Origin of the sequence: Paenibacillus sp. FSL M7-1046, assembly GCF_038007405.1 — a bacterium.
Lineage (GTDB): Bacteria > Bacillota > Bacilli > Paenibacillales > Paenibacillaceae > Paenibacillus_AQ.
Genome location: NZ_JBBOXB010000001.1, coordinates 4921032 through 4945653 on the forward strand (window position 1 = coordinate 4921032; position 24622 = coordinate 4945653).

28 protein-coding genes are annotated in these 24622 nt (G+C 51.4%); all 28 read left to right on the top strand.

The window, feature by feature from the left end:
* Window position 1: 1 nt before the first annotated feature.
* Window positions 2-862 (top strand): menaquinone biosynthetic enzyme MqnA/MqnD family protein, encoded by an 861-nt coding sequence (locus NYE29_RS21680; protein WP_038594509.1) that lies wholly within the window; start codon window positions 2-4, stop codon window positions 860-862.
* A complete protein-coding gene (locus NYE29_RS21685) occupies window positions 859-1827 on the top strand; it encodes a polyprenyl synthetase family protein (protein ID WP_076109859.1) in 969 nt (322 codons plus the stop codon). Before NYE29_RS21680 ends, NYE29_RS21685 begins: the two co-directional genes overlap by 4 nt.
* A 122-nt stretch (window positions 1828-1949) precedes the next feature.
* Window positions 1950-2393, top strand: a complete 444-nt coding sequence (ndk, locus tag NYE29_RS21690; RefSeq protein ID WP_076109858.1) for a nucleoside-diphosphate kinase — start codon at window positions 1950-1952, stop codon at window positions 2391-2393.
* 27 nt (window positions 2394-2420) lie between these two features.
* A complete protein-coding gene (locus tag NYE29_RS21695; protein ID WP_038594503.1) occupies window positions 2421-3221 on the top strand; it encodes a CheR family methyltransferase in 801 nt (266 codons plus the stop codon).
* A 98-nt stretch (window positions 3222-3319) separates the two neighbouring features.
* On the top strand, window positions 3320-3481 hold the full coding sequence (locus NYE29_RS21700; RefSeq protein WP_179091700.1) for a hypothetical protein: 162 nt from the start codon (window positions 3320-3322) through the stop codon (window positions 3479-3481).
* Between the two features lie 199 nt (window positions 3482-3680).
* On the top strand, window positions 3681-4850 hold the full coding sequence (gene aroC / locus NYE29_RS21705; RefSeq protein WP_340897435.1) for a chorismate synthase: 1170 nt from the start codon (window positions 3681-3683) through the stop codon (window positions 4848-4850).
* A gap of 2 nt (window positions 4851-4852) precedes the next feature.
* Window positions 4853-5956: a 3-dehydroquinate synthase gene (aroB, locus tag NYE29_RS21710; RefSeq protein ID WP_076109856.1), complete on the top strand. Its 1104-nt coding sequence runs from the start codon at window positions 4853-4855 to the stop codon at window positions 5954-5956.
* On the top strand, window positions 5950-6321 hold the full coding sequence (gene aroH / locus NYE29_RS21715; protein WP_076109855.1) for a chorismate mutase: 372 nt from the start codon (window positions 5950-5952) through the stop codon (window positions 6319-6321). The genes aroB and aroH overlap by 7 nt, the downstream gene beginning before the upstream one ends.
* A gap of 343 nt (window positions 6322-6664) precedes the next feature.
* Window positions 6665-8218, top strand: coding sequence for an anthranilate synthase component I (gene trpE / locus NYE29_RS21720; RefSeq protein ID WP_340897436.1), 1554 nt, complete (start codon window positions 6665-6667; stop codon window positions 8216-8218).
* A gap of 197 nt (window positions 8219-8415) precedes the next feature.
* On the top strand, window positions 8416-9456 hold the full coding sequence (gene trpD / locus NYE29_RS21725) for an anthranilate phosphoribosyltransferase (RefSeq protein WP_076109853.1): 1041 nt from the start codon (window positions 8416-8418) through the stop codon (window positions 9454-9456).
* Window positions 9446-10276, top strand: a complete 831-nt coding sequence (gene trpC, locus NYE29_RS21730) for an indole-3-glycerol phosphate synthase TrpC (protein ID WP_340897437.1) — start codon at window positions 9446-9448, stop codon at window positions 10274-10276. The genes trpD and trpC overlap by 11 nt, the downstream gene beginning before the upstream one ends.
* A complete protein-coding gene (locus NYE29_RS21735) occupies window positions 10269-10946 on the top strand; it encodes a phosphoribosylanthranilate isomerase (protein ID WP_076109851.1) in 678 nt (225 codons plus the stop codon). Before trpC ends, NYE29_RS21735 begins: the two co-directional genes overlap by 8 nt.
* On the top strand, window positions 10943-12142 hold the full coding sequence (gene trpB / locus NYE29_RS21740; protein WP_076109850.1) for a tryptophan synthase subunit beta: 1200 nt from the start codon (window positions 10943-10945) through the stop codon (window positions 12140-12142). The genes NYE29_RS21735 and trpB overlap by 4 nt, the downstream gene beginning before the upstream one ends.
* Complete coding sequence (trpA, locus tag NYE29_RS21745) at window positions 12139-12960, top strand: tryptophan synthase subunit alpha (protein WP_076109849.1); 822 nt, start codon at window positions 12139-12141, stop codon at window positions 12958-12960. Before trpB ends, trpA begins: the two co-directional genes overlap by 4 nt.
* Before the next feature lie 57 nt (window positions 12961-13017).
* Window positions 13018-14115, top strand: a complete 1098-nt coding sequence (hisC, locus tag NYE29_RS21750) for a histidinol-phosphate transaminase (RefSeq protein WP_340897439.1) — start codon at window positions 13018-13020, stop codon at window positions 14113-14115.
* Between the two features lie 49 nt (window positions 14116-14164).
* On the top strand, window positions 14165-15259 hold the full coding sequence (locus tag NYE29_RS21755; protein WP_076109847.1) for a prephenate dehydrogenase: 1095 nt from the start codon (window positions 14165-14167) through the stop codon (window positions 15257-15259).
* A gap of 825 nt (window positions 15260-16084) precedes the next feature.
* A complete protein-coding gene (locus tag NYE29_RS21760; protein ID WP_038594474.1) occupies window positions 16085-16672 on the top strand; it encodes an RNA polymerase sigma factor in 588 nt (195 codons plus the stop codon).
* Between the two features lie 5 nt (window positions 16673-16677).
* Window positions 16678-17271, top strand: coding sequence for an anti-sigma factor family protein (locus tag NYE29_RS21765; RefSeq protein WP_076109846.1), 594 nt, complete (start codon window positions 16678-16680; stop codon window positions 17269-17271).
* Between the two features lie 157 nt (window positions 17272-17428).
* Entirely contained in the window at window positions 17429-18016 is a 588-nt protein-coding gene (locus tag NYE29_RS21770) for a histidine phosphatase family protein (RefSeq protein WP_076109888.1), read from the top strand.
* A 90-nt stretch (window positions 18017-18106) separates the two neighbouring features.
* A complete protein-coding gene (locus NYE29_RS21775; protein WP_340897440.1) occupies window positions 18107-19195 on the top strand; it encodes a hypothetical protein in 1089 nt (362 codons plus the stop codon).
* Between the two features lie 11 nt (window positions 19196-19206).
* Window positions 19207-19713, top strand: a complete 507-nt coding sequence (locus NYE29_RS21780) for a gamma carbonic anhydrase family protein (protein ID WP_038594465.1) — start codon at window positions 19207-19209, stop codon at window positions 19711-19713.
* Between the two features lie 18 nt (window positions 19714-19731).
* A complete protein-coding gene (locus NYE29_RS21785) occupies window positions 19732-19911 on the top strand; it encodes an IDEAL domain-containing protein (protein ID WP_038594463.1) in 180 nt (59 codons plus the stop codon).
* 128 nt (window positions 19912-20039) lie between these two features.
* Window positions 20040-20465 (top strand): DUF2487 family protein, encoded by a 426-nt coding sequence (locus tag NYE29_RS21790; RefSeq protein ID WP_340897441.1) that lies wholly within the window; start codon window positions 20040-20042, stop codon window positions 20463-20465.
* A 221-nt stretch (window positions 20466-20686) separates the two neighbouring features.
* Entirely contained in the window at window positions 20687-21241 is a 555-nt protein-coding gene (locus NYE29_RS21795) for a ubiquinol-cytochrome c reductase iron-sulfur subunit (protein WP_340897442.1), read from the top strand.
* 5 nt (window positions 21242-21246) lie between these two features.
* Window positions 21247-21918: a menaquinol-cytochrome c reductase cytochrome b subunit gene (qcrB, locus tag NYE29_RS21800; RefSeq protein ID WP_038594453.1), complete on the top strand. Its 672-nt coding sequence runs from the start codon at window positions 21247-21249 to the stop codon at window positions 21916-21918.
* 28 nt (window positions 21919-21946) lie between these two features.
* A complete protein-coding gene (locus NYE29_RS21805) occupies window positions 21947-22828 on the top strand; it encodes a c-type cytochrome (RefSeq protein WP_340897443.1) in 882 nt (293 codons plus the stop codon).
* A gap of 94 nt (window positions 22829-22922) precedes the next feature.
* Window positions 22923-23561 carry a DUF1405 domain-containing protein gene (locus NYE29_RS21810; RefSeq protein ID WP_340897444.1) on the top strand — a complete coding sequence of 213 codons (639 nt, stop codon included), beginning with the start codon at window positions 22923-22925 and terminating at the stop codon, window positions 23559-23561.
* A 56-nt stretch (window positions 23562-23617) separates the two neighbouring features.
* Window positions 23618-24517: a sporulation protein YpjB gene (locus NYE29_RS21815; protein ID WP_340897445.1), complete on the top strand. Its 900-nt coding sequence runs from the start codon at window positions 23618-23620 to the stop codon at window positions 24515-24517.
* Window positions 24518-24622: the final 105 nt, after the last annotated feature.

Genomic DNA, 24622 nt, shown 5'->3' on the forward strand with positions numbered 1-24622 from the left:
GATGGTCAATTCGCAGCATACCGTTATCGGTAAAATCAGCTATACCAACTCATGGCCGGTATTTCACAATTTCCACCCCTCTTCGTTAAGTTATCCTGCAGAGATGGTGAGTGAAGTGCCTGCCATTCTTAATCAGGGCATGGCTGAGGGCACCATCCACGTAGGTGCATTGTCTTCCTTTGCCTATGCAGCAGCCAGTGACCGTCTGCTGCTGCTTCCGGATCTATCCGTCAGTTCGGAGGGACCGGTCAAATCAATTCTGCTGTTCTCTCGGATGCCTGTTCAGCAGCTTGGAAACGCCAGGATTGCCGTAACTAATACCTCCGCAACATCGGTGAATCTGCTGAAGATTCTGATGGAGAAGGCCGTTCATGGCAAACCGGAATATATCAGTGCAGAGCCTGATCTGGATCACATGATGGATCAGGCGGATGCCTGTCTCTTAATCGGCGACAATGCGATCAAAGCCTCGTGGCAGAATCAGGGCTACATCGTTACTGATCTGGGTGAACTGTGGAATGAGTGGACTGGACTCAGCATGACCTTTGCCGTCTGGGCGGTAAACCGGGAGGCAGCGAACAGTAAGCCTAAAGCGATTGCCGAGATTGCCGAGGCCTTTGCGGAAAGTAAAAGACGCGGAATCCGCGAACTCGCGCCAGTTATTCGGGAGGCGTGTATGGCTATCGGCGGAACGGCTGCTTACTGGGAAGGATATTTCCGTAATCTATGTTATGACTTTGGGGAAAGGCAGCAGGAAGGTCTGAACCTCTATTTCCGCTACGCCTATGAAATGGGCCTGCTGCCGCAGGAAGTGAAGATGGAGCTTTGGAGCCACAATTTGCTGACACGGGTGAAAGAATGAAACGAATGCAAATATTCGGTTTGCTGAACAAGGATATGGATCTGATCGAAAAAGAGCTGTACCGCAGCGTTCAAGGCGATGATGGTCTGCTGACAGAGACTTCCCTGCATCTGCTGAAGGCGGGCGGCAAACGTCTGCGTCCAGTATTTGTGCTGATGGGCGGCAAATTTGGCCAATATGATCTGGAGAAGCTGAAGCGTGTAGCTATCCCGCTTGAGCTCATACATAGTGCTTCGCTCGTTCACGATGATGTGATCGACGATGCAGAGCTGCGGCGTGGAGAGCTTACTGTCAAAGCGAAGTGGGGCGACAAGATCGCCATGTACACCGGGGACTATATTTATGCAAAAGCGCTCGTTATGACTTCGGAGCTGAAAAATCCCCGCATCCACCAAATCCTCTCCAAGGCGATGGTGGAAATGTCCATCGGAGAAATGGAGCAGATCCGTGATTTCTTCAACAGCGAGCAGAGTGTGCGCCATTATTTGCGGCGGATCCGCCGCAAGACAGCATTGCTCATCGCGATCAGCTGTCAGCTAGGCGCGCTGGCAGCTGACGCGGAGCCGGAGACAGCCCGGCTGCTCTATAATTACGGATACAACGTCGGTATGGCGTTTCAGATCCGTGATGATCTGCTCGATCTTTCCGGAACGGAGAAGCAAATCGGCAAACCTCCGGGCAGCGATATGCGCCAGGGGAACATTACACTTCCAGTGATCTACAGTCTTGAGGACGCCCGGCTTCGCGATTCGCTGCTGGAGGAACTGAAGCTTATCCGTGAAGGGCAGCGCAGTGTGGGCCGGGCCATTGATCTGATCCTGTCAGGAGAAGGTATTGCCCGTGCAGAAGAGCTGGCTTCACGCTATATAGCCAAAGCACTGGCGGCGCTGGATGAGCTTCCGAACAACAAAACAAAGCGCAATCTGCGGGATATTGCATTTTTTGTAACAGGCAGAGCCTATTAGACTTCGCTCCTCTTTGAAATATAAGCGTTCACAGATGACCGGGTTTCTGATAATATCAGAAAATATACCACTTGAATTCGCAGCGATGTACTAACCTATTCATAAAAATGGAGAGTGACTCTATGGAAAAAACGTATCTGATGATCAAGCCAGACGGAGTACAACGCGGATTGATCGGGCGTATTGTCGCCCGCCTGGAGGACAAAGGATTTAAGCTGATTGCCGCGAAGCTGATTACTGTCACAGAAGCACAGGCCAAGAAGCACTACGCAGAACACGAAGGTAAAGATTTCTTTCCTGAACTTGTGGGCTTTATCACCTCCGGTCCTGTGTTTGCCATGGTGTGGGAAGGCGATGATGTAGTGGCGCTGTCCCGTCTGCTGATAGGGAAGACCAAGGTAGGCGAAGCGTTGCCGGGTACAATCCGCGGCGATTTTGCCAGCCATACACCGCTTAACCTTATTCATGGATCGGATTCACCGGAAAGCGCTGAACGTGAAATTGCCAATTTCTTTGCTCCGAATGAACTGGCTCACTACAACAAAGACATCCAGGCATGGATGTAACAACAGGCGGGAGGCAGGAGAAGTCATATGGCAGAACGTGAACAGATTGAAGCAGCAGATCCGGATTACACCGGGTTTATCCATAACGTCAAGCAAAGTACCGGAATCGATCTCGCCCAGTACAAGGAAGCACAGATGAAACGGCGTTTAACTACGCTGCGGATGAAGAACGGCTATCATTCATTTCAAGATTTTTATGCCGCAATGATGAAGGACAAGGCTTTATTTTATGAATTTCTGGACCGGATGACGATTAATGTCTCGGAGTTCTGGCGCAATCCGAACCGCTGGGAAGTCCTGCGGGATGTCATTCTGCCTGATTTGCAGCGCTCGGGACGCCGGTTGAAGCTATGGAGTGCCGCCTGCTCCACCGGGGAAGAGCCATATACGCTGGCGATGATTTTATCCGACAAAAATCTTCTTTCCCAGACCGGTATTCTGGCTACTGACATCGATGATGGCGCTCTGGCCAAAGCAAAGCAGGGCCTCTACTTGGAACGATCCTTAAAGGACGTGCCAAAAGATGTAGCCGCCCGTTATTTCGCGCCGGAGGGACCGGTGTTCAAGGTCAGCGAGTCACTCAAAAAAAGTATTGATTTCCGCAAGCAGAACCTGCTGCTTGATAAGTTTGACGAAGGGTTTGACCTGATCATTTGCCGGAATGTGATGATCTATTTCACAGAAGAGGCTAAGAATAAGCTCTATCATAAGTTCTCGGACAGTCTGCGCCCGGGCGGATATTTGTTCGTGGGCAGTACGGAGCAAATCTTTACACCTGCGCAGTATGGCTTTGAATCGACGGAAACGTTCTTCTACCGGAAGAAATAGTGCTGCACCGCCCGATCTGGTAAACGTATACTTTCGCTTCTTTTCAGTGATACTGAATAGTAGATACCCGTACGCTATGCGAAAGGTCGTAATCCCAGATGGACAAAAGCAAGGTCATTGCCGCGTACAGACGCGGCTTCCTTACCGTCCGCGAATGCGGGCAGATTCTCGGCATTGAGGAGCTGCAGCTGCAAAGCCTGCTGCAGCTTGAGGAGAGCAAGACGACATTGCCTCCGTCAAACCGGAGGATCGGGGGCTGATCAGAGGCTCTTGACCCCGGACGCTCAGCAGCGCCGCTTTTACTCGGAAGAGTATGGCGGCGCTGTTCTTTTATGGATGAGGGGCACCTGATTAGAGGCCATCCCTTTCTTGTCAAAGCGGATTCCCTATACTATAATGAGCAAAGACATTTAAGATTTTAGCGGTTTACAGTTTAAAAGTGTGAAGGGGGAACGCAGCATGAGTTTACGCTATTTAACAGCGGGGGAAACGCACGGCCCCCAGCTTACAGCAATTATTGAGGGACTGCCCAGCAATTTGACACTTAATTTTGAAGAGCTCAATTTTCAATTGCAGCGGCGCCAGAAGGGCTACGGCCGTGGCCGCCGGATGCAAATCGAGAAAGATACCGCACAGATTGTCGGCGGTGTACGCCATGGCTCTACGACAGGAGCTCCTGTAGCGCTGGTAGTAGAGAACAAGGACTGGACACACTGGAAGAACATTATGAATATCGAACCGATTCCCGGCAGCGACGAAGAGAAGCGGCGGGTGAACCGGCCGCGTCCAGGGCATGCGGATTTGAACGGCGGACTGAAATATAATCTTACCGACCTGCGGAATGTGCTGGAACGCTCCAGCGCCCGTGAAACGGCAGCAAGAGTAGCCGTAGGCGCTGTGGCCCGGCAGCTGCTGGCCGCTTTCGGAGTGAAGATTGCCGGACAGGTTATCCGGATCGGCGAAATTGAAGCACCGGCCAACAATCTTCCGGTTGATGAACTGATCGAGCTGACCGAAGCCTCCTCTGTGAGAGTTGTTGATAAAGAGACCGAACAGAAGATGGAGGCTTACATAGACAAGATCAAGGAGGAAGGCGACTCCATCGGTGGAATCGTGGAATGCGTCGTTGAAGGATTGCCTACCGGTCTTGGAAGCTATGTGCAATACGACCGTAAGCTGGATGCAGCTATCGCCGGAGCGGTAATGTCGATCAATGCCTTCAAGGGCGTTGAGATCGGTATTGGTTTCGAGGCAGGCGAACTGCGCGGCTCACAGGTCCATGATGAAATTATGTATGAAGCCTCACGAGGTTACTACCGGGCAAGTAACCGGCTGGGCGGCTTTGAGGGTGGCATGACGAACGGAATGCCGGTTGTTGTCCGCGGAGTGATGAAGCCGATACCTACACTTTACAAACCGCTGCAAAGCGTTGATATTGATACCAAAGAGCCTTTCACCGCGCAGGTGGAGCGTTCGGATGCCTGCGCTGTTCCGGCAGCTTGTGTTGTGCTGGAGAATGTCGTGGCTTGGGAGATTGCGAAGGCATTCCTGGATAAATTCGGCGGCGATTCTCTGGAAGAAATCAGAGCCAACTATAATAATTACTTATCCCAACTGGAGAGCTACTGATTATGCGCAGTATTACTGTAGAATTGGGAGAACGTTCTTATCCGATCCATATCGGCAGCGGTTTACTTCAGGGTATCGGTGAACGCTGCCAGGAAGCCGGATTTCCACTGCGCAGTCCGCTGCTGGTTGTCAGTGACAGTGAAGTTGCCCCACATTTTCTGGCCACTGTGGAAAGCTCCTTGCAGGCTCAGGGGTATACGGTCGTAAGCCATATTATCCCTGCCGGGGAGGCTTCCAAATCTCTGGCTGTATATGAAGAGGTTATCACAACGGCCATTCAGGCCGGTCTGGACCGCAGCTCAGCGGTACTGGCACTCGGTGGCGGGGTGGTCGGTGATCTGGCGGGTTTTGTGGCCGCTTCTTATATGCGCGGTATCGGTTTCCTGCAGATTCCGACAACCATCCTTGCCCATGACAGCAGTGTCGGCGGGAAGGTGGCTGTTAATCATCCGCTAGCCAAAAATATGATCGGCGCCTTCTATCAGCCGTCTATGGTGCTGTACGATCTGGACACGCTCCGCACACTTCCGCCGCGCCAGATTTCTTCAGGACTGGCCGAGGTTGTAAAACACGGCCTGATTCTGGACAGGGATTTTGCCTACTGGTGCCGTGATCATGCGGCAGAGCTGCTTGAGTTGAACGTAGAAGCGCTTGGTTATGCGCTGGAGCGGGGCTGTGCGATCAAAGCCGCCGTAATCGGCAATGATGAGCGTGAGCATGGGCAGCGGGCCATACTGAACCTCGGGCATACCATTGGGCATGCGATCGAGGCAGTGGGGGGCTACGGTGTATTCCTGCACGGGGAAGCGATTGCCATCGGAATGGCGGGATCGGCGCTTTTAGCGGCCAAACTGGGCAAAGATAAGTCCATTTATGAAGACACGGTATCTATGCTGTCGGCGCTCGCCTTGCCGGTAAGACTGCCGGCGCAATATGGTGAGGATGAACTGATGGCGGCGATGATGCATGATAAGAAATTCAAAGAAGGCAAAATGACCTTTATCGTGCCAGATGCCATTGGTTCGGTCAGTATTGTCAATGATGTGCAGCAATCATCTGTTCGTGAGGTTATAGCACAGCTTAAGAAGGAGGAAAGCCCATGGTAAACCGGGGGATACGCGGTGCAACAACCGTAACGAAAAACGAGGAAAACGAGATCCTGCGTGAAACGGTTGTACTGTTGCGGGAAATCGTCGAACGCAATGACGTGATTGCAGAGGATATTTGCAGCGTATGGATTACGATGACTGCTGATCTGGATGCTACCTTCCCGGCAAGGGCGATCCGTGAGATTGAAGGCTGGGAGATGGTACCGCTCATGTGTTCCGTCGAGATCCCGGTCAAGGGCAGCCTGCCACAGTGCATCCGCCTCATGGTGCAGGTCAACACCGATAAATCGCAGCGGGATATCCGCCATGTGTATCTGAACGAAGCCCAGAAGCTTCGCCCGGATCTATCACAGAGCAAGTAATATTTTGCAGATGCGGGGTTGTCAATGACCTCCATCATCATGTATAGTGGAGTTAGCCGAGTGAAGCAGAGTTTAGTTTAGATGAGATGAGTATAGCTGAGTTGAGTGCAGGATTTAGTTCGTATAGGCAGTCCATTTATTTTGTGATTCCCTTCTGGGATTATTTTGGTGTAGAGTTTCACAGCGCTACCCGTCTATTCCCACATAGGAGATATCCGCATATATGGATCATAATGCCGGTCCTGAGCGCTTTTTCACATACTTACACTTATACAAACCTCTACTTCGGTAGAGGTTTTTCTGTATTTCGGACATAATATCAGATCCCAAGGAGGTATTTCATATGACGAACCCAAGAGTCGAAGAAGTAGTGGCGTTGTCCCGGGAGTATAACTTAATTCCGGTCGTAAAGCGCCTGCTTGCCGACATGGAAACGCCGATCCGGCTGTTCCAGCGTTTTGCCGAACAGGATCGTGCTTTTTTGCTGGAAAGTGTAGAGGGCGGTATTCAATGGGCCCGTTATTCCTTTATCGGCAGTGATCCGTTCCTCATGATCTCCGGCAAAAAAGGCGTCATTCACGTCGAAGTCGGCGGAGAGAAAAAACGGCTCTTGGGCAAGCCGGTCGAGGAGCTTAAAGCGCTGCTCCGCTCTTACCGCAGCCCGAAGCTGGAAGAAATGCCTCCCTTTACAGGCGGAGCCATCGGATTCTTCGGTTATGATCTGCTGCAGTATTACGAGAAGCTGTCGGCACATGCCGTAGATGATCTGAATATGGACGACATCCGCTTTATGTTCTGCGACCGGATCATTGTCTTTGATCATGTGAAGCAGCAAATCCTGCTTGTCGGCAATCTGCACATTAAGGACGGAGATACGGACTCGGACATCCGCGCAGGCTATGAAGCGCTTAGCCGCAAGCTGGAGGTTATGGCGGAAGAGCTGCAGAAGGAAGGACCGAAGGAAAACGTCAACCGGCGCAGCATACCGCAGGATATCGAGCTGGGCCAGATCCACTCCAACCTGACGAAGGAGCAATATATCGGCAATGTGGAGCAGGCCAAGGAGTACATCCGGGCCGGGGATATTTTTCAGGTGGTGCTGTCACAGCGGCTGCACATAGAAACGGAAGTATCGCCACTCCATGTGTACCGGATGCTGCGCACATTGAACCCTTCGCCGTACATGTATTATCTGAAGATGGATGAAGAGATCATTGTCGGCACTTCTCCCGAAGCGCTGGTGAAGGTGGACGGTGACCGGGTCAAGACCCGCCCGATTGCCGGAACCCGTCCTAGGGGCGAGAATGAAGTACAGGACCGGGAGCTGGCTGAGGAACTGCTGCATGATGAGAAGGAACGGGCAGAACATCTGATGCTGGTCGATCTGGGGCGCAATGATTTGGGCCGGGTCTCAAAGTTCGGCACCGTCAAATGCGATTCCTTCATGGAAATTGAAAAATACTCCCATGTGATGCACATGGTTTCGAACGTATCTGGAACACTTGACGAGAACAAGGATTTCTTCGACGCCTTCCTGTCCTGCCTTCCTGCCGGCACCGTTTCCGGAGCACCGAAGCTGCGGGCTATGGAAATTATCTCGGAGCTGGAACGCGAAGCAAGAGGAGCGTATGCCGGAGCCATCGGTTATCTCGGGTTTTCCGGAAATATGGATTCCTGCATTACGATCCGCACCATTATCTTCCGCAAGGGCCGGGCTTATGTGCAGGCCGGGGCGGGCATTGTCTGGGATTCTGTTCCGGAGAAGGAATACGAGGAGACCCTCAACAAGGCAAAAGGGATGCTGAAGGCGATCCGCATGGCGGAAGCGATGTTCCCGGCTGAAGTGAAAGAAAAACAGGTAACCAACCAGGATTACATGTACGAATATACCCCTTAACCAGGGAATAGCAGAGATGAGCAGAGCAGAGAATGCTCCATAAAACTTAGCGAATGCTTACGAAGCGAGTTTTATTACGAAGATGAGCAGAGCAGAGAATGCTCCATAAAACTTTTAGCGTATGCTTCCGGTGTCAGTTTTGTTCGATGCGGGTTCAGGTTGCATATGCTCACAAAACTTTTAGGAGGAAAAGAACTATGGAAGCAAGTCAATTGATGCAATCAGGAATTGCCGGACTGATCGAGGGAAGGGATCTAACCCGCACACAGGCGCGTGAGCTTATGGGAACAATAATGGAGGGATCGGCATCACCGGCACAAATTGGCGCTTTGCTGACCGCATTACGGATCAAAGGGGAAACGGTGGAGGAAATTACCGGTTTCGCCGAAGCCATGCGCGGTTTCGGCACTCCTGTGCTTACGGAGCGCACCCGGCTGCTGGATACCTGCGGAACCGGCGGTTCCGGAATCCATAAATTCAACATTTCTACGGCCTCGGCGATCATATCCGCAGCCGCTTCGGTCCGGGTCGCCAAGCACGGCAACCGTTCTGCTTCCGGCAGAGCGGGCAGCGCCGATGTGCTGGAAGCGCTGGGCGTCAACATTCATCTGAATGCGGAGCAGGCCCGCCAGTGTCTGGACAGTATCGGCATCTGCTTCCTGTTCGCACAAATCTATCATCCATCCATGAAGCATGCCGCCGCACCCCGGCGTGAGCTAGGCGTCCGGACCGTATTTAACATGCTTGGACCGCTGACCAATCCAGCGGGAGCTGACCGGCAGCTGATGGGCATTTATGACCGCAGCAAGACGGAAACAGTCGCGAATGTACTGAAGGAGCTCGGCTCCAAGCGCGCGATGATTGTAAGCAGTCTGGATGGTCTCGATGAAATCAGCATTTCCGCACCTACACAGGTATCCGAGCTGAAAGACGGGGCTGTGTTTACCTATGAAGTGACTCCAGAGGAACTGGGCCTCAGCAGACATCCGCTGGAAGATGTGCTTGGCGGAGATGCAGCTGAAAATGCAGCGATTATCACCGCCGTGTTGGCCGGAGAAATTAATCCTTACCGCGATATTGTATTGGCCAATGCAGGTGCCTGTATCTATGTCGCCGGATTGGCGGATACATTGAGAGATGGCGTAGAGAAAGCAAGAGAAGTAGTAGATTCAGGCGCGGCACTGCTCAAGCTGGAGCAGCTGAAAGTCATGACGAAGGAGCTTGATTATGTATCTTGAACGGATTGTTGCCACCAAAATCAAAGAGGTAGAGGCGCTGGCCGCGACTTTTTCGCTGGCTCAGGCTGAGCTTGAAATTTCCGGGCTCCCGTCCACAAAAGGATTCCGTGATGCGCTCACGAAGCGGCGGAACAGAGAGATGGGGCTGATTGCGGAAGTGAAGAAGGCTTCCCCGTCCAAAGGTCTGATCCGGGCGGATTTTGATCCGGTTTCCATAGCACAAGGCTATGAGGTGGGAGGTGCCGACTGCTTGTCCGTTCTTACGGACAGCGAGTATTTTCAGGGCAGCGGTTTATACCTGCAGCAGGTTAGAAAGGCGGTAAGTCTTCCACTGCTGCGCAAGGATTTTATTATCGACGAGAAACAGATTTATGAGGCGCGTCTGCTGGGAGCGGATGCCATCCTGCTGATCGCGGCTATTCTGGACCCGAACCGGCTTGCTAACTTCACAGAGTTGGCTTCCTCACTGGGAATGGATGTACTCATTGAGATTCATGACCGCAATGAACTGGAAATGCTACTGGAGACCGGCAAAGCGGCACATCCGAATGTGCTGCTGGGAATCAACAACCGCAACCTGCATACCTTTGACACCTCGCTTGCGACTACGGCAGAGCTGGCCACGCTTGCACCTAAGGGAGTACCGGTAATCAGCGAGAGTGGGATTGCAGGGCCCCGTGATATAGACTATCTCAGCACAACCGGCGCCCTTGGCGTGTTGGTTGGAGAATATTTAATGCGTCAGCAGAACGTGGAGCAGGCGGTGAATGAGCTGCTGGGTCCGGTGCAGGCAGGGAAAGGCCGTGCCGTGCATGAGTGAGACAATGGTAAAAATCTGTGGACTTCAGGACGTTGAAGTGCTAAAATCTATGAAGCGATTACCACTGGATTATATCGGTTTTGTCTTTGCTCCCAGCCGCCGCAGAATAACCCCGGAGCAGGCAGCGGTGCTTACCGCACAGCTTGCGGACTGGCAGGCAGACAAGGCTCCGGAAGCCGCAGGTGTGTTTGTCAATCCGGAACTGGCAGAGCTTCGGGAAATCATGACGGCAGTTCCACTGGGTGTGATACAGCTGCATGGGCAGGAAAGTGCGGAATTCTGCCGTGAGGTTAAGCTGGCGTTTCCGCAGGTACAGGTCTGGAAGGCTCTTTCTGTCGTCAGCCGTGACACGGAACATGCTTCGGATAGCCATAGTAGCCTGGAAAGCTATGCAGGTGTGGTGGATGCGTTGCTGCTGGATACTTATGATCCGCAGGGCGGCGGTTCGGGCCGGACATTTGATTGGGAACGTATTCCTCACTTCCAGCAGGCGGCAGCGGCGTATGGGCTGCCTTTATTTATCGCCGGGGGTCTGGAGCCGGGCAATGTCAGTGAATTGCTGGCGGGCTACGCCCCGGATGGCGTGGATGTTTCCAGTGGAGTGGAGAGCGGCGGAATTAAGGATATCGTTAAAATGACAGCTTTTGTGGAAAGGGTGAAGCAATCATGATACAAGTACCGGACATCAATGGGCGTTTTGGTTCTTTTGGAGGCCGCTTCGTTCCTGAAACTTTAATGAATGCACTGATTGAGCTGGAGGAAGCCTACCGTAAGTATTCGGGGGAACCGGCCTTTCAGGAAGAAATAGATTATTTGCTGAAGCAGTATTCCGGACGGGAGACTCCGCTGTATTATGCGGAACGTTTCAGCAAGCATATCGGTGAGGCAAAGATCTATCTAAAGCGTGAAGACCTGAATCACACCGGAGCACATAAGATCAACAATGCGATCGGTCAGGGAATATTGGCCAAGATGATGGGCAAAACGAAGGTTATTGCCGAGACAGGTGCAGGCCAGCATGGCGTAGCTACGGCTACGGTGGCAGCGCTCCTTGGGATGGAATGCAAGGTGTTTATGGGGGAGGAGGATACACGCCGCCAAGCGCTTAACGTTTTCCGTATGAAGCTGCTGGGGGCAGAGGTTATACCGGTGACTTCCGGATCACGGACGCTCAAGGATGCAGGGAATGAAGCGCTGCGCTACTGGGTCAGCAATGTTGAAGATACCTTTTATATCTTAGGCTCTGCGGTTGGGCCGCATCCTTATCCGATGATGGTCCGCAACTTCCAGCGGATTATCGGCGATGAGACCCGCCGCCAGATTCTGGAGGCCGAAGGCAGGCTGCCGGATCTGCTGGTTGCTGCCGTAGGCGGAGGAAGCAATGCGATCGGCATGTTCTATCCGTTCATGGAGGATGAGAATGTCGGCATGATCGGAGTAGAGGCTGCAGGCAAGGGGATCGATACCCCTTTTCATGCTGCGACAATGAGCAAGGGAACCCATGGAGTATTTCAAGGCTCCCTGAGCTATCTTCTGCAGGATGAACATGGACAGGTTACAGAGGCGCATTCCATCTCTGCCGGATTGGATTATCCGGGAGTTGGCCCTGAGCATTCCTACCTCAAAGATATAGAGCGTGCCCGATACGTGCCGATTACGGATGAGGAAGCGCTTGAGGCTTTGAAGCTGCTGTGTATGACTGAAGGCATTATTCCAGCTCTGGAGTCGGCCCACGCCTTGGCGCATGTCGCTAAGATCGGACCCACGCTCACCAAGGATGATATTGTAGTCATCTGTTTGTCCGGGCGCGGCGACAAAGACGTGGAATCTATAATGGCCTATACGGAAGGAGCGGGTAAGCAATGACAACGGACACGACAAACCGGATGGATTTGACCTTCCGGCAGCTTAAAGAGGCCGGACGGACGGCCTTGATTCCTTTTCTAACGGTTGGCGATCCCGATCTGGAGACCACGCTTGATATCATTGCCGAACTGGAGGCGGCGGGTGCAGATATTCTGGAGCTGGGTGTTCCTTACTCCGACCCGCTCGCAGATGGTCCGGTGATCCAGCGGGCATCTGCTAGAGCGCTGCGAGGCAGCATTAACCTTCGAACCTGTATGGAAACGGCACTGAAGGCCCGACACGCGGGAAGCGAGCTTCCGTTCATTTTATTCACCTATTATAATCCGGTTATGCAGATGGGCCTGGACACCTTTTTTGCAGAGCTTGAGACCCACGAAATCAGCGGCCTGATCATTCCCGATCTGCCTGTGGAGGAGTCCGGGGAAATGCGCCTGCGCAGCCGTGAGGCCGGTGTGAATCTGATACCGCTTGTCGCACCGACCTCCAGTGAGCGGATTGCCAAAATTGTCTCCGGTGCCAGCGGTTTTGTCTATTGTGTCTCCTCCCTTGGTGTGACGGGCGAAAGATCGTCGTTTCATACCGGAGTGGATGACTTTATTGAATCCGTACGCCGGGCAACAGACTTGCCGGTAGCTGTTGGATTTGGCATCTCGACGGGCGAGCAGGTGGCACGGTTTGCCCGCATTTGCGACGGTGTGGTTGTAGGCAGTGCCATTGTCCGCAAGGTGGAGGATGTGATTCCGCTGCTGGACAATCCGGATACCCGCAGCCAAGGACTGTTGCAAATTCGTGAATTTGTGGCACAATTAAGACCATAACGGTCTGCTGATAGACCTGAAAGCAGCTATCTTACCCATGGAGAGCGAGGAACATAAATGAATCCGAAACCAAATATTATCAACCTCCCTGTCTACAAGCCAGGCAAACCTATTGATGAGGTTAAGAAAGAACTGGGCTTAAGCGAGGTCATTAAACTGGCGTCCAATGAGAACCCCTATGGTCCTTCGCCGAGCGCAAAAGCTGCTATTATTGCCGATCTGGACAATCTTTTTCTGTATCCTGATGGCGCGGCCGCTGATTTGACAAGCGCACTGGCAAGCCACCTTGGCGTGGAGAACGACAATATCATATTCGGCTGCGGCTCCGATGAAATCATCGCCTTGATTACACGTGCCTTTTTCCTGCCGGGTGACGAGACAATTATGGCGGATCAGACCTTCTCCGTATACAAGAGCAATGCCGATATAGAAGGTGCTGTTTCGATAGAAGTGCCTTTGGCAAATGGTACACATGATCTTGACGCGATGCTGGCTGCAGTGACGGAACGGACAAAGGTGATCTGGATCTGCAATCCCAATAATCCAACCGGTACGATTGTGCCTGAAGAGGCGCTGGTCACTTTCCTGAACGCGGTTCCTGCGAATGTAATGGTGGTGCTCGATGAAGCATACTCCGAATACGTAACAGACCTTTCCTATTCGGACGGAATTGAGCTGCTCGCTAAGTATCCGAATCTGGTGGTGTTGCGCACCTTCTCCAAGATTTATGGGTTGGCTGCGCTCCGCATCGGCTATGGTGTTGCAAGTCCGCAGATTATCAAGCTGATTAATCAGGTTCGGGAACCTTTCAACACTTCCCGTCTAGCCCAGGCTGGCGCCTTGGCTGCACTGGTTGACCAGGATTATGTGCAGGAATGCCGCCGTCTCAACAGCGCGGGCATCATTCAGCTTCAGGGAGAATTCAAACGCCTGAGCCTGGACTTTTTCCCGGCACACGGTAACTTCATTATGGTAGATGTACGCAAGCCTGCAACCGAAGTATTCGACGCCTTGCTGCGCCAAGGCATCATTGTAAGAGCTGGTCACAGGCTTTACCCGACTTATATCCGTGTTACTGTCGGGTCCACAGAGCAGAACAAGGCTTTTATCGCCGCTTTGGAGCGGGTGCTTAAAGATCAGAAGGTACAGGTGTAGCCTGTAACAGACAAGACGATACCTATAGAAGGCAGGTAGTACAAAGAACATGACGACAAAAATAGCCATTTTCGGTGTCGGTCTGATCGGAGGCTCACTGGCCCTTTGCTTCAAAGGCAAGGAGGGCCTGACCGTCGTAGGCCATGCCCACCGTCCTGAATCCGCAATTAAATATGTCAGCAGAGGTGTTGTCGATCAGGCGACACTTTCTGTTGAAGAAGCGGCGCTGGACGCCGATTTTATTTTTCTATGCGTACCTGTAGGCATGCTGGAGGATTATTTGCAGCAGTTAAGCAAGCTTCCGCTGAAACCCGGCTGCATCATTACGGATGTCGGCAGCACTAAGGCCAGCATTGCCGCCTGCGCGGTTTCACTCGACTTTCCCGATGTGCATTTCATAGGCGGGCATCCCATGGCCGGTTCCGAGCGCTCCGGTGTGGAAGCAGCCTCCTCACTGCTGTTTGAGAATGCTTATTATGTGCTGACACCTCCGCCGGGAGTGCCGGATGATGCGTATCATGCACTTGAAGCCTTGCTATTACATACCAAAGCGCAGATCGTCCGGCTCGATCCGGAACGCCACGATGAAATCGTCGGTGCGATCAGCCATCTGCCGCATATTATTGCCGTCGCGCTTGTGAATCAGATTCATGCCTATGATAATACGGATTCCCTGTACAGCACTTTGGCTGCAGGCGGCTTCCGCGACATCACACGGATTGCTTCCAGTGATCCGATCATCTGGCGCGATATTCTGCTTAACAACCGTACGGTGATGCTGCGCTTGCTGAAGGATTGGAATCAGGAGGTATCTTCATTTATCGAATTGCTGGAGACGGCGGACGGAGAAGGCATTGAGGAGGCTTTCAGCGAAGCTAACGGCTTCCGCAGCCAGCTGCCGGAGCGCCGTAAAGGAATGATTACGCCATTGTTCGATCTCCATATCGATGTTCCCGATCATCCGGGTATTATCGGGCGAATCGCTACGGAGCTGGGGGATCAGGGTATCAACCTTAGCAATGTGCAGATTATTGAGAGCCGTGAAGACGTTCCCGGCATTATGCGGCTGTCTTTCCGTCAGGAGAATGACATGGAGCGGGCTAAGATTCTGCTGCAGCACAATGATTATACGGTATATGTGTAGAAGCCGGGGCGAATGCCCCGGCTTTTTTAAAAATATGGAATTTATATGCTTCACGCTATAAATTATCCTTCTATTTCTTGCTGAAACGGATATCGTCCTTTTAAGGACAGCGAAGCCGTTTCCACTTGGTTGTAAGTAATAAGATATCGGACTCCACGAAAATAACCTGAGTAAACTTCGACGTCAAAACCCTTTTTGGTTTGGGTTACGGCGCACCTCAGCCTGAAAATGGACAAAAAAAGACCGCTTACAAAGTAAGCGGCTACAATTCACAATGAATTGGAATTGTGCAGTGTTTGGATAGGAGTGGAGAGAAACCATACTGTACTTTTATTATATGTATCCGTTTACATTTTGTCAACACTTTCTTTAAACTTTATTTTCCAAATCGCAGATCCGGCCATCCGGAACAGATAAGAAAGAGCGTTTCGACTGACTTTTTGGGTGCACAGATGGCAGGTTTAGGAATGAAGCAGGATTCGACTTAATATCCGAAATGTAAAATAGTGTATTGTTGCCTCGAGTCTATTAATGTCATCCTGTTAGAATCTATGCTATACTGGGTTAAGTATGTTTATAGATTCCTTTCCGTAATCATCAAAAAAGAGCCGTGCGGGATGTAAGGAAACCTGTAAAGATGCGTATTTATTTCTGTATTTACATGTGGCATGCCTTATTTACCGGGTATTTGAATATACATAGGAAGTATTTCATAAAACGGTACAAATTTAGTGTAAAAGCGCAACTTTTTAAGCCCCGACCGGTATAAGTAGTTACAGACCGGCCGGGATTAAACGTGCAAGGGCGAGGAGGGCCGAACTCACCATGACGGATTCCCAGTTGATCCAGCTTATTAAGCAAGGAAACACAGAATTATACTCGGAACTGATGCGAAGATACCAACGTAAAATATTGGCTTTTGTCTATCATATGCTTAAGAATTCCCATATGGAGCTGATTGCCGAAGATCTCTGCTCGGAGACCTTTTATAAGGCGTTCCGCAGCTTGCATTCCTTCCGTGAAGTGGATGCTTCATTCTCGACATGGCTGTATACAATCGCCCGTAATACGGTGCTGAGTGAGCTTCGCAAGAATCGTGCAGGCAATGTATCTCTTGAAGAAAGCGGCTATACTCCTGTAGCTCCGCCAGAGGTAGCGCCGGAGCAAGCGGCACTTCGTAAAGAACGGATGATGCTGGTACGTGAAGCGATCAATAATCTACCGGAGAAGCAGCGTTCTGCACTCATTCTGCGTGAATATGATCAAATGGATTATCAGGAAATCGCCATTATTTTGGATCAGAGTGTCAGCTCCGTGAAATCATTATTGTTCCGTGCCAGGAGCAGTGTGAAGCTCCAGCTCGAGTCCTATTTCTATGAGCCTGAACTTGAAGAGCAGGCTGAGAGGGTGTAAGGCCAATGAACTGCAGGGAAGCGCAAGATTTCATTCCGCTATTGTGGGACGCTCCCCCCACCGACCCCAAGCGGATTGAACTTGAGAGGCATATTGCAAGTTGCCCGTACTGCGCCTCCGAGTGGGCATTGTGGCAGGAGAGCAGCGAGCTTATGCTTGAGACGAAGGTAGAAGTCAGCGAAGAACGTGCGGAAGCTATAAACCTCAGGGTTATGGAGCGGATTTATCTCGAGAGTCCCTGGCTGATGCCCGGGGACGGGAAATCTGCCGGTAATTCTACAGTTTTCCGCCGCCGGATAAGCCTTTGGATTGCCTGCTTTCTGGCAGTATTTCTATCGAGCTTCCTATATTTCACTATGTTTAAAACACCCCATAACACAACCACAGCGCAAAGCGGGATTGTGGATACGGGTGTGGCCGGCCTTTCACTAGGATGGTCGCCGGCTTATCCTGTTCTGGAATCAGAAGGCGGCATTATCGAGCCGCTTGTAGTGAGCATGGGGCCAACCCATCCACAATATTGGATGATGCTGTCCATGCTGGGGGTAGGCTTATCGATATTTTTGCTCATCCGGTTGAACCGTTACCGCAGACAATGAGGAGCTCCCTTTACTACCAAGTAAAGCGGGCTTTTTTTGTTGTGTTGTTTCCGTGCAGGAAAAGCGAAAAGGCATAATAGTCTTTCAAAAAGAAGACATTTGTTTTCATTCATGATACATTATTAAGCAAACATAAAGGAAGGGAAGGGTGATGGCAATGCTTATCGGCTTAGTACGCCATGGGCTGACCGATTGGAATGCGGAAGGAAAGATACAGGGGCAAAGTGACATTCCGCTTAACGATGAGGGCCGGAGGCAGGCTGAGATGCTGGGAGACAGGCTTCTGCAGGAACCTTACCGCTGGGACTACTGCATTACCAGCAGTCTTTCCCGCGCAGCGGAGACAGGGAAGATCGTAGCTGCCAAGCTGGACATTCCACTGCTTGAACCTGATCACCGGATCCGTGAGCGTGCCTATGGGCAGGTGGAAGGCATGACTGCCATGCAGCGGGAGGAGAAGTGGGGCAAAGAGTGGAACCTGCTGTCGCTGGGTCAAGAAACGGATGAACAGCTGCAGGTACGCGGTCTGGCTTTCCTGGAGGATCTATCGGCCCGTTATCCGCAGAGCAATGTGCTGGTTATTTCCCACGGCGGCTTTCTGGCTCAGCTGTACACCGCGCTTTATAAGGACAAGTACACAGAACGTCTTGGCAATCTGTCGCTGACCATCCTGGAGAAGAAGGAACTGGAATGGAGTCCGCTGTTATACAATTGTACACGTCATATCTTGCAAAATCAGCGTTAACCCGAAGCCTCGGGTTATTTTTTTTGCGTAATAAGGAATAAAAAGGGCTGTATTTCCCATAATGGTAGTAAAACGGTGAGGCGATAAAAGATGAATCTGGCGGATATGCTCACTTACGCAGACATTGGTCAGCTTACCGCCATTGCGGGGCGCTATCAGTGCGATTGCAAACGAAATTCTAAACATGATTTGATTCAGAGTATACTGATCACGCTGGGAAGCCGCGATTTCATGGAGACTCATATCCGGGATTGCACCCCGGAGGAACTGCGGTTTCTCAACACGCTGTTGTTCGACGAACGCAGCAAATTCAGTCTTGAAGATTTGCTGGCTGCCGCGAGGCAGGCCTGCTTTGATGCACCTGCCGGCAAAACCGGCGGTTACCGTGAGATGGTCAGCCGGTTCAAAAGCGGCGGATGGCTCTTCAGCGGCGCCTCACAGCAGAGCAGATACCTCTTTCAGGTGCCGGAGGATCTGAAGAACCGTTTCCGCGAGAGGATGGGACAGCATATCAAGGAACATGTGGTCCGGAGCAGTGAACCAGCGGTATACCGCGGGGAAGGTGACCTGCTGGCGGGCGATCTGCTGCTGTTCCTGCGTTATGTGATGGACAATGAGCTGGAGCTGAACCAGGAGGGTGCCCTCTATAAACGATATCAGCAGGGCGTAATGAACGCAATCCAAGTTCCTGAGCCGCTGCTGGGCAAGGGGGGCTGGAGATTCGGTTACGGCAGAGCATGCGAGCATTATCCGCCAAGAATGGCGCTTCTGTATGATTATGCGAGGCACCGCCGCTATATTTCGGAAGAAGGTTACCGTTTGAAGCTGACCTCGGCAGGTGAGACGCTGCTTGCGGAAGGAAAATCGGAAAGACTGATGCAGTTATTCACCTTTTGGTTAAAACTCTATAAAGGTGCTGTTCCTAATCTTCCATCGCTCGTATACTGGATTAGCGTAAGTGCGGAAGAGTGGGTGAGCGTTTCTTCCTTGGTGGAGGGATTGGGCTGGCTGATCAAACCGTTTTACTATGATGATGCCGCATCGATCCTGGAACAGCGTATTTTACGGATGATGCTGCATCTTGGAATGATCAGGCTTGGGGAGACACCTGAAGGCCCGGTAGTCCAAATGACGCCATGGGGGACGGAAGCTGCCACTCCGAAGCGACTGCCGAAGTAAGGGGGAGGAAAATGCGGATTGCTTATGGGAATTACATACCGCAGCTCGATGAATCTGTTTACGTGGCAGAAGGGGCTAAGCTGGTAGGGAATGTGAGTGTAGGACAGCATTCAAGTATTTGGTTCAATGCGGTGCTTCGGGGCGATCTTGCTCCAGTCATTATTGGGAAAAGCTGCAACATTCAGGATGGGGTTGTAGGCCATGTGGCGGAGAATCTGCCGCTGATATTGGGGGATGACATATCGGTTGGGCACTCCGCAATCATACATGGTTGCAGGATAGGCAGAGGCACATTAATCGGAATGGGTGCGATTGTATTGAACGGAGCAGAGATTGGTGAATATGCTTTAATAGGAGCCGGATCTCTTGTAACCGAAAACAAAGTGATCCCGCCGTACACCCTTTCCTTGGGTACCCCCGCCAAAGTGGTCCGTGAATTGACTGAGCAGGACTTACTGAGAATGTCACGCACCAGCGAGAGTTATGTGAACAAGGCGAAGGAATATGGAAACTTCTAAACAGCGGAGGTGTATCGAATGGACAAAATGAAGGCTACCTATGAAGTGATGCTAGGGCTTGCGGCAGAAATGGTGTGGGATGAAGCGCTGCGAAAGCGTCGTACCGACATCTTGTACCGGGAGATTGACACAGCGCTGGCGGCCGGAGATAAAGCGGCTTTCCGGTATCTGACTGAAGAACTGAAAAGTTTGGCATAAGAGATGCGCTTGGCGCATTTCTTTTTTTGTTGTCCTGTAAAAGAGGGATTCAACGGTATCTTCGAGAAAGCAAGGAGAAATGGTTGTCAAAAATGTTTGAACAATTCAGGTGAGGGGAATGAACAGTAATGAAATTTAGTGATTTTGACAAAAGCAGCTGGGAAGCAAACTGCAAATACTTCGATACCTGCCTGATTCCGTTTACCGGCCTGACGGGTACGGAGAGTCCGCCGGAGGCGGCAGAGGCACTTGAACGGCTGCGTGATTTGCTGGACTGTATTGAACAACCCTTTCAAGGACGCATTGTAACCTACCCGGCAATTCAGTACAGCTCAGGTGACAGTCTTCAATACGTAAATGAGATTTGCCGAAAAGTCAAATCCAGTCACTTCCAATATGTCATTGTGGCTTCATCCGATTTGGAGGTATTGTTCAACGAAACTGTTGAAAGCGATTTAGTCCTTTCCCTGACTGGATTTGACGCGTCCCGGATAATGGCCTTTAAGAGTCAGATAGGGAGAGAAATTGAGCAGATGTGGCAAGGTGAGAAATGAGTTAAATGTGACAGAAAATCAACAATTTATAGAAAAGCACCCCAAAATGCCTGTCACAATTTAGACAATATTCTTGACGGGTTTTGGACCCTACGCTATGATTAGGTTGAACTTATATGTCGTGTGACTTATATCATTGTAAACGGATTATTTACAGGAAAAACCTCTGGATAACACTGCAGGTGCCTTCTCCAATTTCTGAATAGGGGGTTACACACAGTATGAGCAGCCATGAAGAAGAGCAGGAGCCGCATCCGCAAGGACCGCCCAGCCAAAAAGAGATGTCACGCAGACAGTTTCTAACCTATACCCTTGGCGGAGCTACCGCTTTTATGGGGGCCGGGGCAGTCCTGCCGATGATCCGTTTTGCCGTAGACCCGATATTACATAAAAAAGGCGAGGGTGAATTCATCAAAATTACGGAAACCTCTAAAATTACCGATGAACCGCAGGAGTTTACGTTTGAGCTGAAACAGCAGGACGGATGGTATGCCAGTACAGCTACGCTGACGGCCTGGATCCGTAAAAATGAGAGCGGAGAAATTTATGCGCTTTCACCGATCTGCAAGCATCTGGGATGTACGGTCAGATGGAACAATAACAAGTCCTATCCGGATGAATACCATTGCCCATGTCATGGAGCGAGGTATACCAAAGTAGGCAAGAATCTAGAGGTCGCCCCGAAGCCGCTTGACCAGTACAAGACCAAGATTGATGGAGGCTGGGTCTATCTTGGCGATATCGTCCCCAACACCGAAGCTAAGAAGGAGGCGTAAATCTGATGTTTAAAAATGTCTACAACTGGATTGATGAACGTCTGGATATTACGCCGATTTGGAGAGATGTCGCCGATCATGAGGTACCTGAGCATGTCAATCCGGCACATCACTTTTCGGCATTTGTCTATTGCTTTGGCGGACTTACTTTCTTTATAACAGTCATTCAGATCTTATCGGGCATGTTTCTGACAATGTATTATGTTCCAGATATTATAAATGCCTATGCCAGTGTGGAATATTTGCAGACTAAGGTGGCCTTCGGGCAGATCGTCCGCGGTATGCATCACTGGGGCGCAAGTCTCGTCATCGTGATGATGTTCCTTCATACAATGCGCGTATTTTTCACCGGTTCCTACAAGGCACCGCGCGAAATGAACTGGATCGTCGGTATGCTTATCTTTTTCGTGATGCTGGGGCTTGGACTGACCGGATATTTGCTGCCTTGGGACAACAAAGCTTATTTTGCAACCAAGGTTACGCTGGAAATTGCTAATTCTGTACCGGTTATGGGGCCTGTGCTGAAGGAACTGATGCAGGGCGGCACTATTGTCGGCGCAGAAACTTTAACCCGCTTTTTTGCACTGCATGTATTTTTCCTCCCGGCGGTCCTGCTTATTCTGCTCGTCGGACACTTTATTATGATCCGCAGACAGGGTATCTCCGGTCCGCTGTAAGTCAATTGACAGAAAGGGGGAACTGCAGATGGCACACAAAGACAAGGACAACACCAAAGAAAAGGTCGTATTTGTCGGTGATTCCCGTGTCCGCAAGGGTAACGGTTTCATTACACCGCCGGACTATACGGCATACCCGGGCAAATCGGAAGCGTTTATTCCCAACTTTCTCTTGAAAGAATGGATGGTCGGTGTTGTCGTGCTGGTGGGCATCCTGGTGCTGACCATTTCAGAGCCGGCGCCGCTAGGCTTCCCTGCGAATGCCAGTGCAACCGTAATTCCGATACCAGACTGGTATTTCCTGTTCCTGTATCAATATTTGAAGCTGCCTTATGCCTCCGGCGACTATATTGTGCTTGGCACACTCGGCGTTACAGGCGTAGCCTTTGGAGCGCTCCTGCTGGCCCCCTTTCTGGATACGGGCCGGGAACGGCGGTTCTACCGCCGGCCGATCGCTTCCTCTTTAATGTTCCTCTCCCTCGCAGCGATCATTTATTTGACGAATACAGCCTGGACGGAATATAAGCATGAAATGGCGTTAACGAATCAAATTCCTGAGGATGTGCAGCGCGAGGAAAAGGCGGCAGAGAATAGAGCCAAAGGTTTGCCGACCACAAGTGTTGTTGAAACGGAGGAAGTAGCCATCGTGGACAAGAGTGATCCGGCGATGGCGCTTTATAAGCAGGCTACCTGTGTTTCTTGTCATGCTGTCGATATGAAAGGCGGAGGTAGTGTACCTGCGCTTCGTGGTGTCGGCGATACCCATGACAAAGATGCGATTCTCGCGATCATTAAAGAGGGACAGGGGCAAATGCCTCCGATGTATGAAACGGCGGTGGCGGCAGGTCTGACAGAGCAGGATATTGACACTCTTGCCGGCTGGCTTGCCAAACAAAAAAGCGAACAGTAAAATAATGATAAGCGCAAACCTGATCGTGCATGCGGTCAGGTTTTTGGTTGTGTAAATGCAGAGGCTGCCATGATCTAGGAGGTAATGTGTCGATATGCCGGTTCATTGGTTCGAGAAGTTGTTTAAACACCGGGGAGTCATATGGCTGCTCTTTATTGTGAATTTCTTCGGTACGATTTACGGTTACATGTGGTACGGCAATCAACTGGAATATACAGCAGCCAATTATCCTGCCTGGCTGCTTCCGTTTGTTCCGGATAGTCCGACTGCGAGCCTGTTCTTTACGGCCGCTTTATTGCTCCTGCTGTATCCGCCAAAGAGTCTGAAAGGGACTCTGCTGCGTGAACTGATCGAAGCACTGGCGGTTCTCACCTCCGTGAAGTACGGTATCTGGGCGGTAAGCATTATTTTTGCCGGGGGATATCAGGGGGACGCTGTGGGCTGGAAGGACTGGATGCTGGTCGCATCGCATACCGGGATGGCGGTTGAAGCGCTGATCTATGCCCGGTTCTTCGCTTTCCGCAGAATGCTGCCATTGGCGCTGCTCTGGACCCTTGCCAACGACATGGTGGATTATTCGATTGGGATTTATCCGTGGCTGCCTTCTGTGCTGGAGGATGATGTAATAGGGGTGCAGTACTTCACTATTGGATTAACCTTGCTCAGCGCCGCCGCGGCCTGGATTTTCAGCAGAAGAACCAGGCCGCTGGAGAGCTTCAGCAACAGGCGCTGACAGGCTGTTCTATCTCTTGTCCTCCTGCCATACATTTAGGGTAGGAGGGATGTCTCATGCCGCGCAGGAGATATTATGTGCTGACAGGGTTAATGTTGTGCTGGCTGCTTGCCGGAGGGAATAGTGGAAAGGTTATGGCAGATTCTAGTGCTGCCGCTGCAGGTTCCGGCCTTGGAAATTCGCTTAGTACCGGGAGTTCAGTAAGCGGAGAATCTCCGGCGCTTACCGGCAGGACTGGAGCACAGCGGCTGGAGCAGGCGGCAGAGGCTTTGTACAGCTATGTTCTGGAAGGGGATGTCGCCAAGGCAAGGCAGGAGAGCGAGGAGATTTCACAGATTGTTGTATCCTCATCCTTTGAAGGCCTGACCTCAGTGGAGGGAATAAATGCACTGTCGACAGTGGTTATGGATCTTAAGACTACAATGGCGGCTGCGCAAATCAATCCCCAGAAGTGGGAAGCTGCCGCTGCCAAGCTCAGGCTCGCTGCCAACAGCCTGAATCATCCAAAGCAACCGATGTGGCTGCAGTACTACAAGCTGATCCGCGAGGATCTGAACGATATGGAGCAAAGTGCTGTTGCCAATAATCTTAAGGATTGGAAAACGGCAGTAACAAGACTGCAAAGCAGATATGACAATATCCGTCCTGCAGTGGTCATCTCCCGCCAGCCGGAGGTGGTGAATGCCTTTGATTCCTGGTTATCTTACGCGGCGGGTATTCCATCCTCCTCTCAGCCGATCGAACGCACACGGCTGCTGGAGATCGTTTCTTACGGACAGGACGCAGTGCGGGTGATGTTTGGCAAAGAGAGGGATGAGCCGGCTTTATCTCTGCCGCTGTCTCCGCCGGAGTACGGAGGGTGGGGGCTGCTTGCCGGGGCATTCATTCTGGCAGCGCTGGCCTATACCGGATACCGCAAGTATCGCGGCGAGAATGAGGAGTGGAAGCCGGTATAGATCCGGCCATGAGGCAGGCGGCAGACCCTGTATGGTTAATAGTTCTGCCACGATACATTTTCTGCTGATTAGAAGATGTAGCTAAAAAAAAAGGCTCCCCCATCC

Excerpts from the sequence above, each read along its gene's own strand:
- trpE (WP_340897436.1), top strand. The coding sequence starts at position 6,665 with ATGACGAACCCAAGAGTCGAAGAAGTAGTGGCGTTGTCCCGGGAGTAT.
- qcrB (WP_038594453.1), top strand. The coding sequence starts at position 21,247 with ATGTTTAAAAATGTCTACAACTGGATTGATGAACGTCTGGATATTACG.
- NYE29_RS21770 (WP_076109888.1), top strand. The coding sequence starts at position 17,429 with ATGCTTATCGGCTTAGTACGCCATGGGCTGACCGATTGGAATGCGGAA.
- NYE29_RS21685 (WP_076109859.1), top strand. The coding sequence starts at position 859 with ATGAAACGAATGCAAATATTCGGTTTGCTGAACAAGGATATGGATCTG.
- NYE29_RS21795 (WP_340897442.1), top strand. The coding sequence starts at position 20,687 with ATGAGCAGCCATGAAGAAGAGCAGGAGCCGCATCCGCAAGGACCGCCC.
- hisC (WP_340897439.1), top strand. The coding sequence starts at position 13,018 with ATGAATCCGAAACCAAATATTATCAACCTCCCTGTCTACAAGCCAGGC.
- NYE29_RS21755 (WP_076109847.1), top strand. The coding sequence starts at position 14,165 with ATGACGACAAAAATAGCCATTTTCGGTGTCGGTCTGATCGGAGGCTCA.
- NYE29_RS21700 (WP_179091700.1), top strand. The coding sequence starts at position 3,320 with ATGGACAAAAGCAAGGTCATTGCCGCGTACAGACGCGGCTTCCTTACC.
- NYE29_RS21805 (WP_340897443.1), top strand. The coding sequence starts at position 21,947 with ATGGCACACAAAGACAAGGACAACACCAAAGAAAAGGTCGTATTTGTC.
- aroC (WP_340897435.1), top strand. The coding sequence starts at position 3,681 with ATGAGTTTACGCTATTTAACAGCGGGGGAAACGCACGGCCCCCAGCTT.
- aroH (WP_076109855.1), top strand. The coding sequence starts at position 5,950 with ATGGTAAACCGGGGGATACGCGGTGCAACAACCGTAACGAAAAACGAG.
- ndk (WP_076109858.1), top strand. The coding sequence starts at position 1,950 with ATGGAAAAAACGTATCTGATGATCAAGCCAGACGGAGTACAACGCGGA.
- NYE29_RS21780 (WP_038594465.1), top strand. The coding sequence starts at position 19,207 with ATGCGGATTGCTTATGGGAATTACATACCGCAGCTCGATGAATCTGTT.
- NYE29_RS21775 (WP_340897440.1), top strand. The coding sequence starts at position 18,107 with ATGAATCTGGCGGATATGCTCACTTACGCAGACATTGGTCAGCTTACC.
- NYE29_RS21680 (WP_038594509.1), top strand. The coding sequence starts at position 2 with ATGGTCAATTCGCAGCATACCGTTATCGGTAAAATCAGCTATACCAAC.
- NYE29_RS21760 (WP_038594474.1), top strand. The coding sequence starts at position 16,085 with ATGACGGATTCCCAGTTGATCCAGCTTATTAAGCAAGGAAACACAGAA.
- trpC (WP_340897437.1), top strand. The coding sequence starts at position 9,446 with ATGTATCTTGAACGGATTGTTGCCACCAAAATCAAAGAGGTAGAGGCG.
- trpD (WP_076109853.1), top strand. The coding sequence starts at position 8,416 with ATGGAAGCAAGTCAATTGATGCAATCAGGAATTGCCGGACTGATCGAG.
- NYE29_RS21695 (WP_038594503.1), top strand. The coding sequence starts at position 2,421 with ATGGCAGAACGTGAACAGATTGAAGCAGCAGATCCGGATTACACCGGG.
- aroB (WP_076109856.1), top strand. The coding sequence starts at position 4,853 with ATGCGCAGTATTACTGTAGAATTGGGAGAACGTTCTTATCCGATCCAT.
- trpB (WP_076109850.1), top strand. The coding sequence starts at position 10,943 with ATGATACAAGTACCGGACATCAATGGGCGTTTTGGTTCTTTTGGAGGC.
- NYE29_RS21810 (WP_340897444.1), top strand. The coding sequence starts at position 22,923 with ATGCCGGTTCATTGGTTCGAGAAGTTGTTTAAACACCGGGGAGTCATA.
- NYE29_RS21815 (WP_340897445.1), top strand. The coding sequence starts at position 23,618 with ATGCCGCGCAGGAGATATTATGTGCTGACAGGGTTAATGTTGTGCTGG.
- NYE29_RS21790 (WP_340897441.1), top strand. The coding sequence starts at position 20,040 with ATGAAATTTAGTGATTTTGACAAAAGCAGCTGGGAAGCAAACTGCAAA.
- NYE29_RS21785 (WP_038594463.1), top strand. The coding sequence starts at position 19,732 with ATGGACAAAATGAAGGCTACCTATGAAGTGATGCTAGGGCTTGCGGCA.
- NYE29_RS21765 (WP_076109846.1), top strand. The coding sequence starts at position 16,678 with ATGAACTGCAGGGAAGCGCAAGATTTCATTCCGCTATTGTGGGACGCT.
- trpA (WP_076109849.1), top strand. The coding sequence starts at position 12,139 with ATGACAACGGACACGACAAACCGGATGGATTTGACCTTCCGGCAGCTT.
- NYE29_RS21735 (WP_076109851.1), top strand. The coding sequence starts at position 10,269 with ATGAGTGAGACAATGGTAAAAATCTGTGGACTTCAGGACGTTGAAGTG.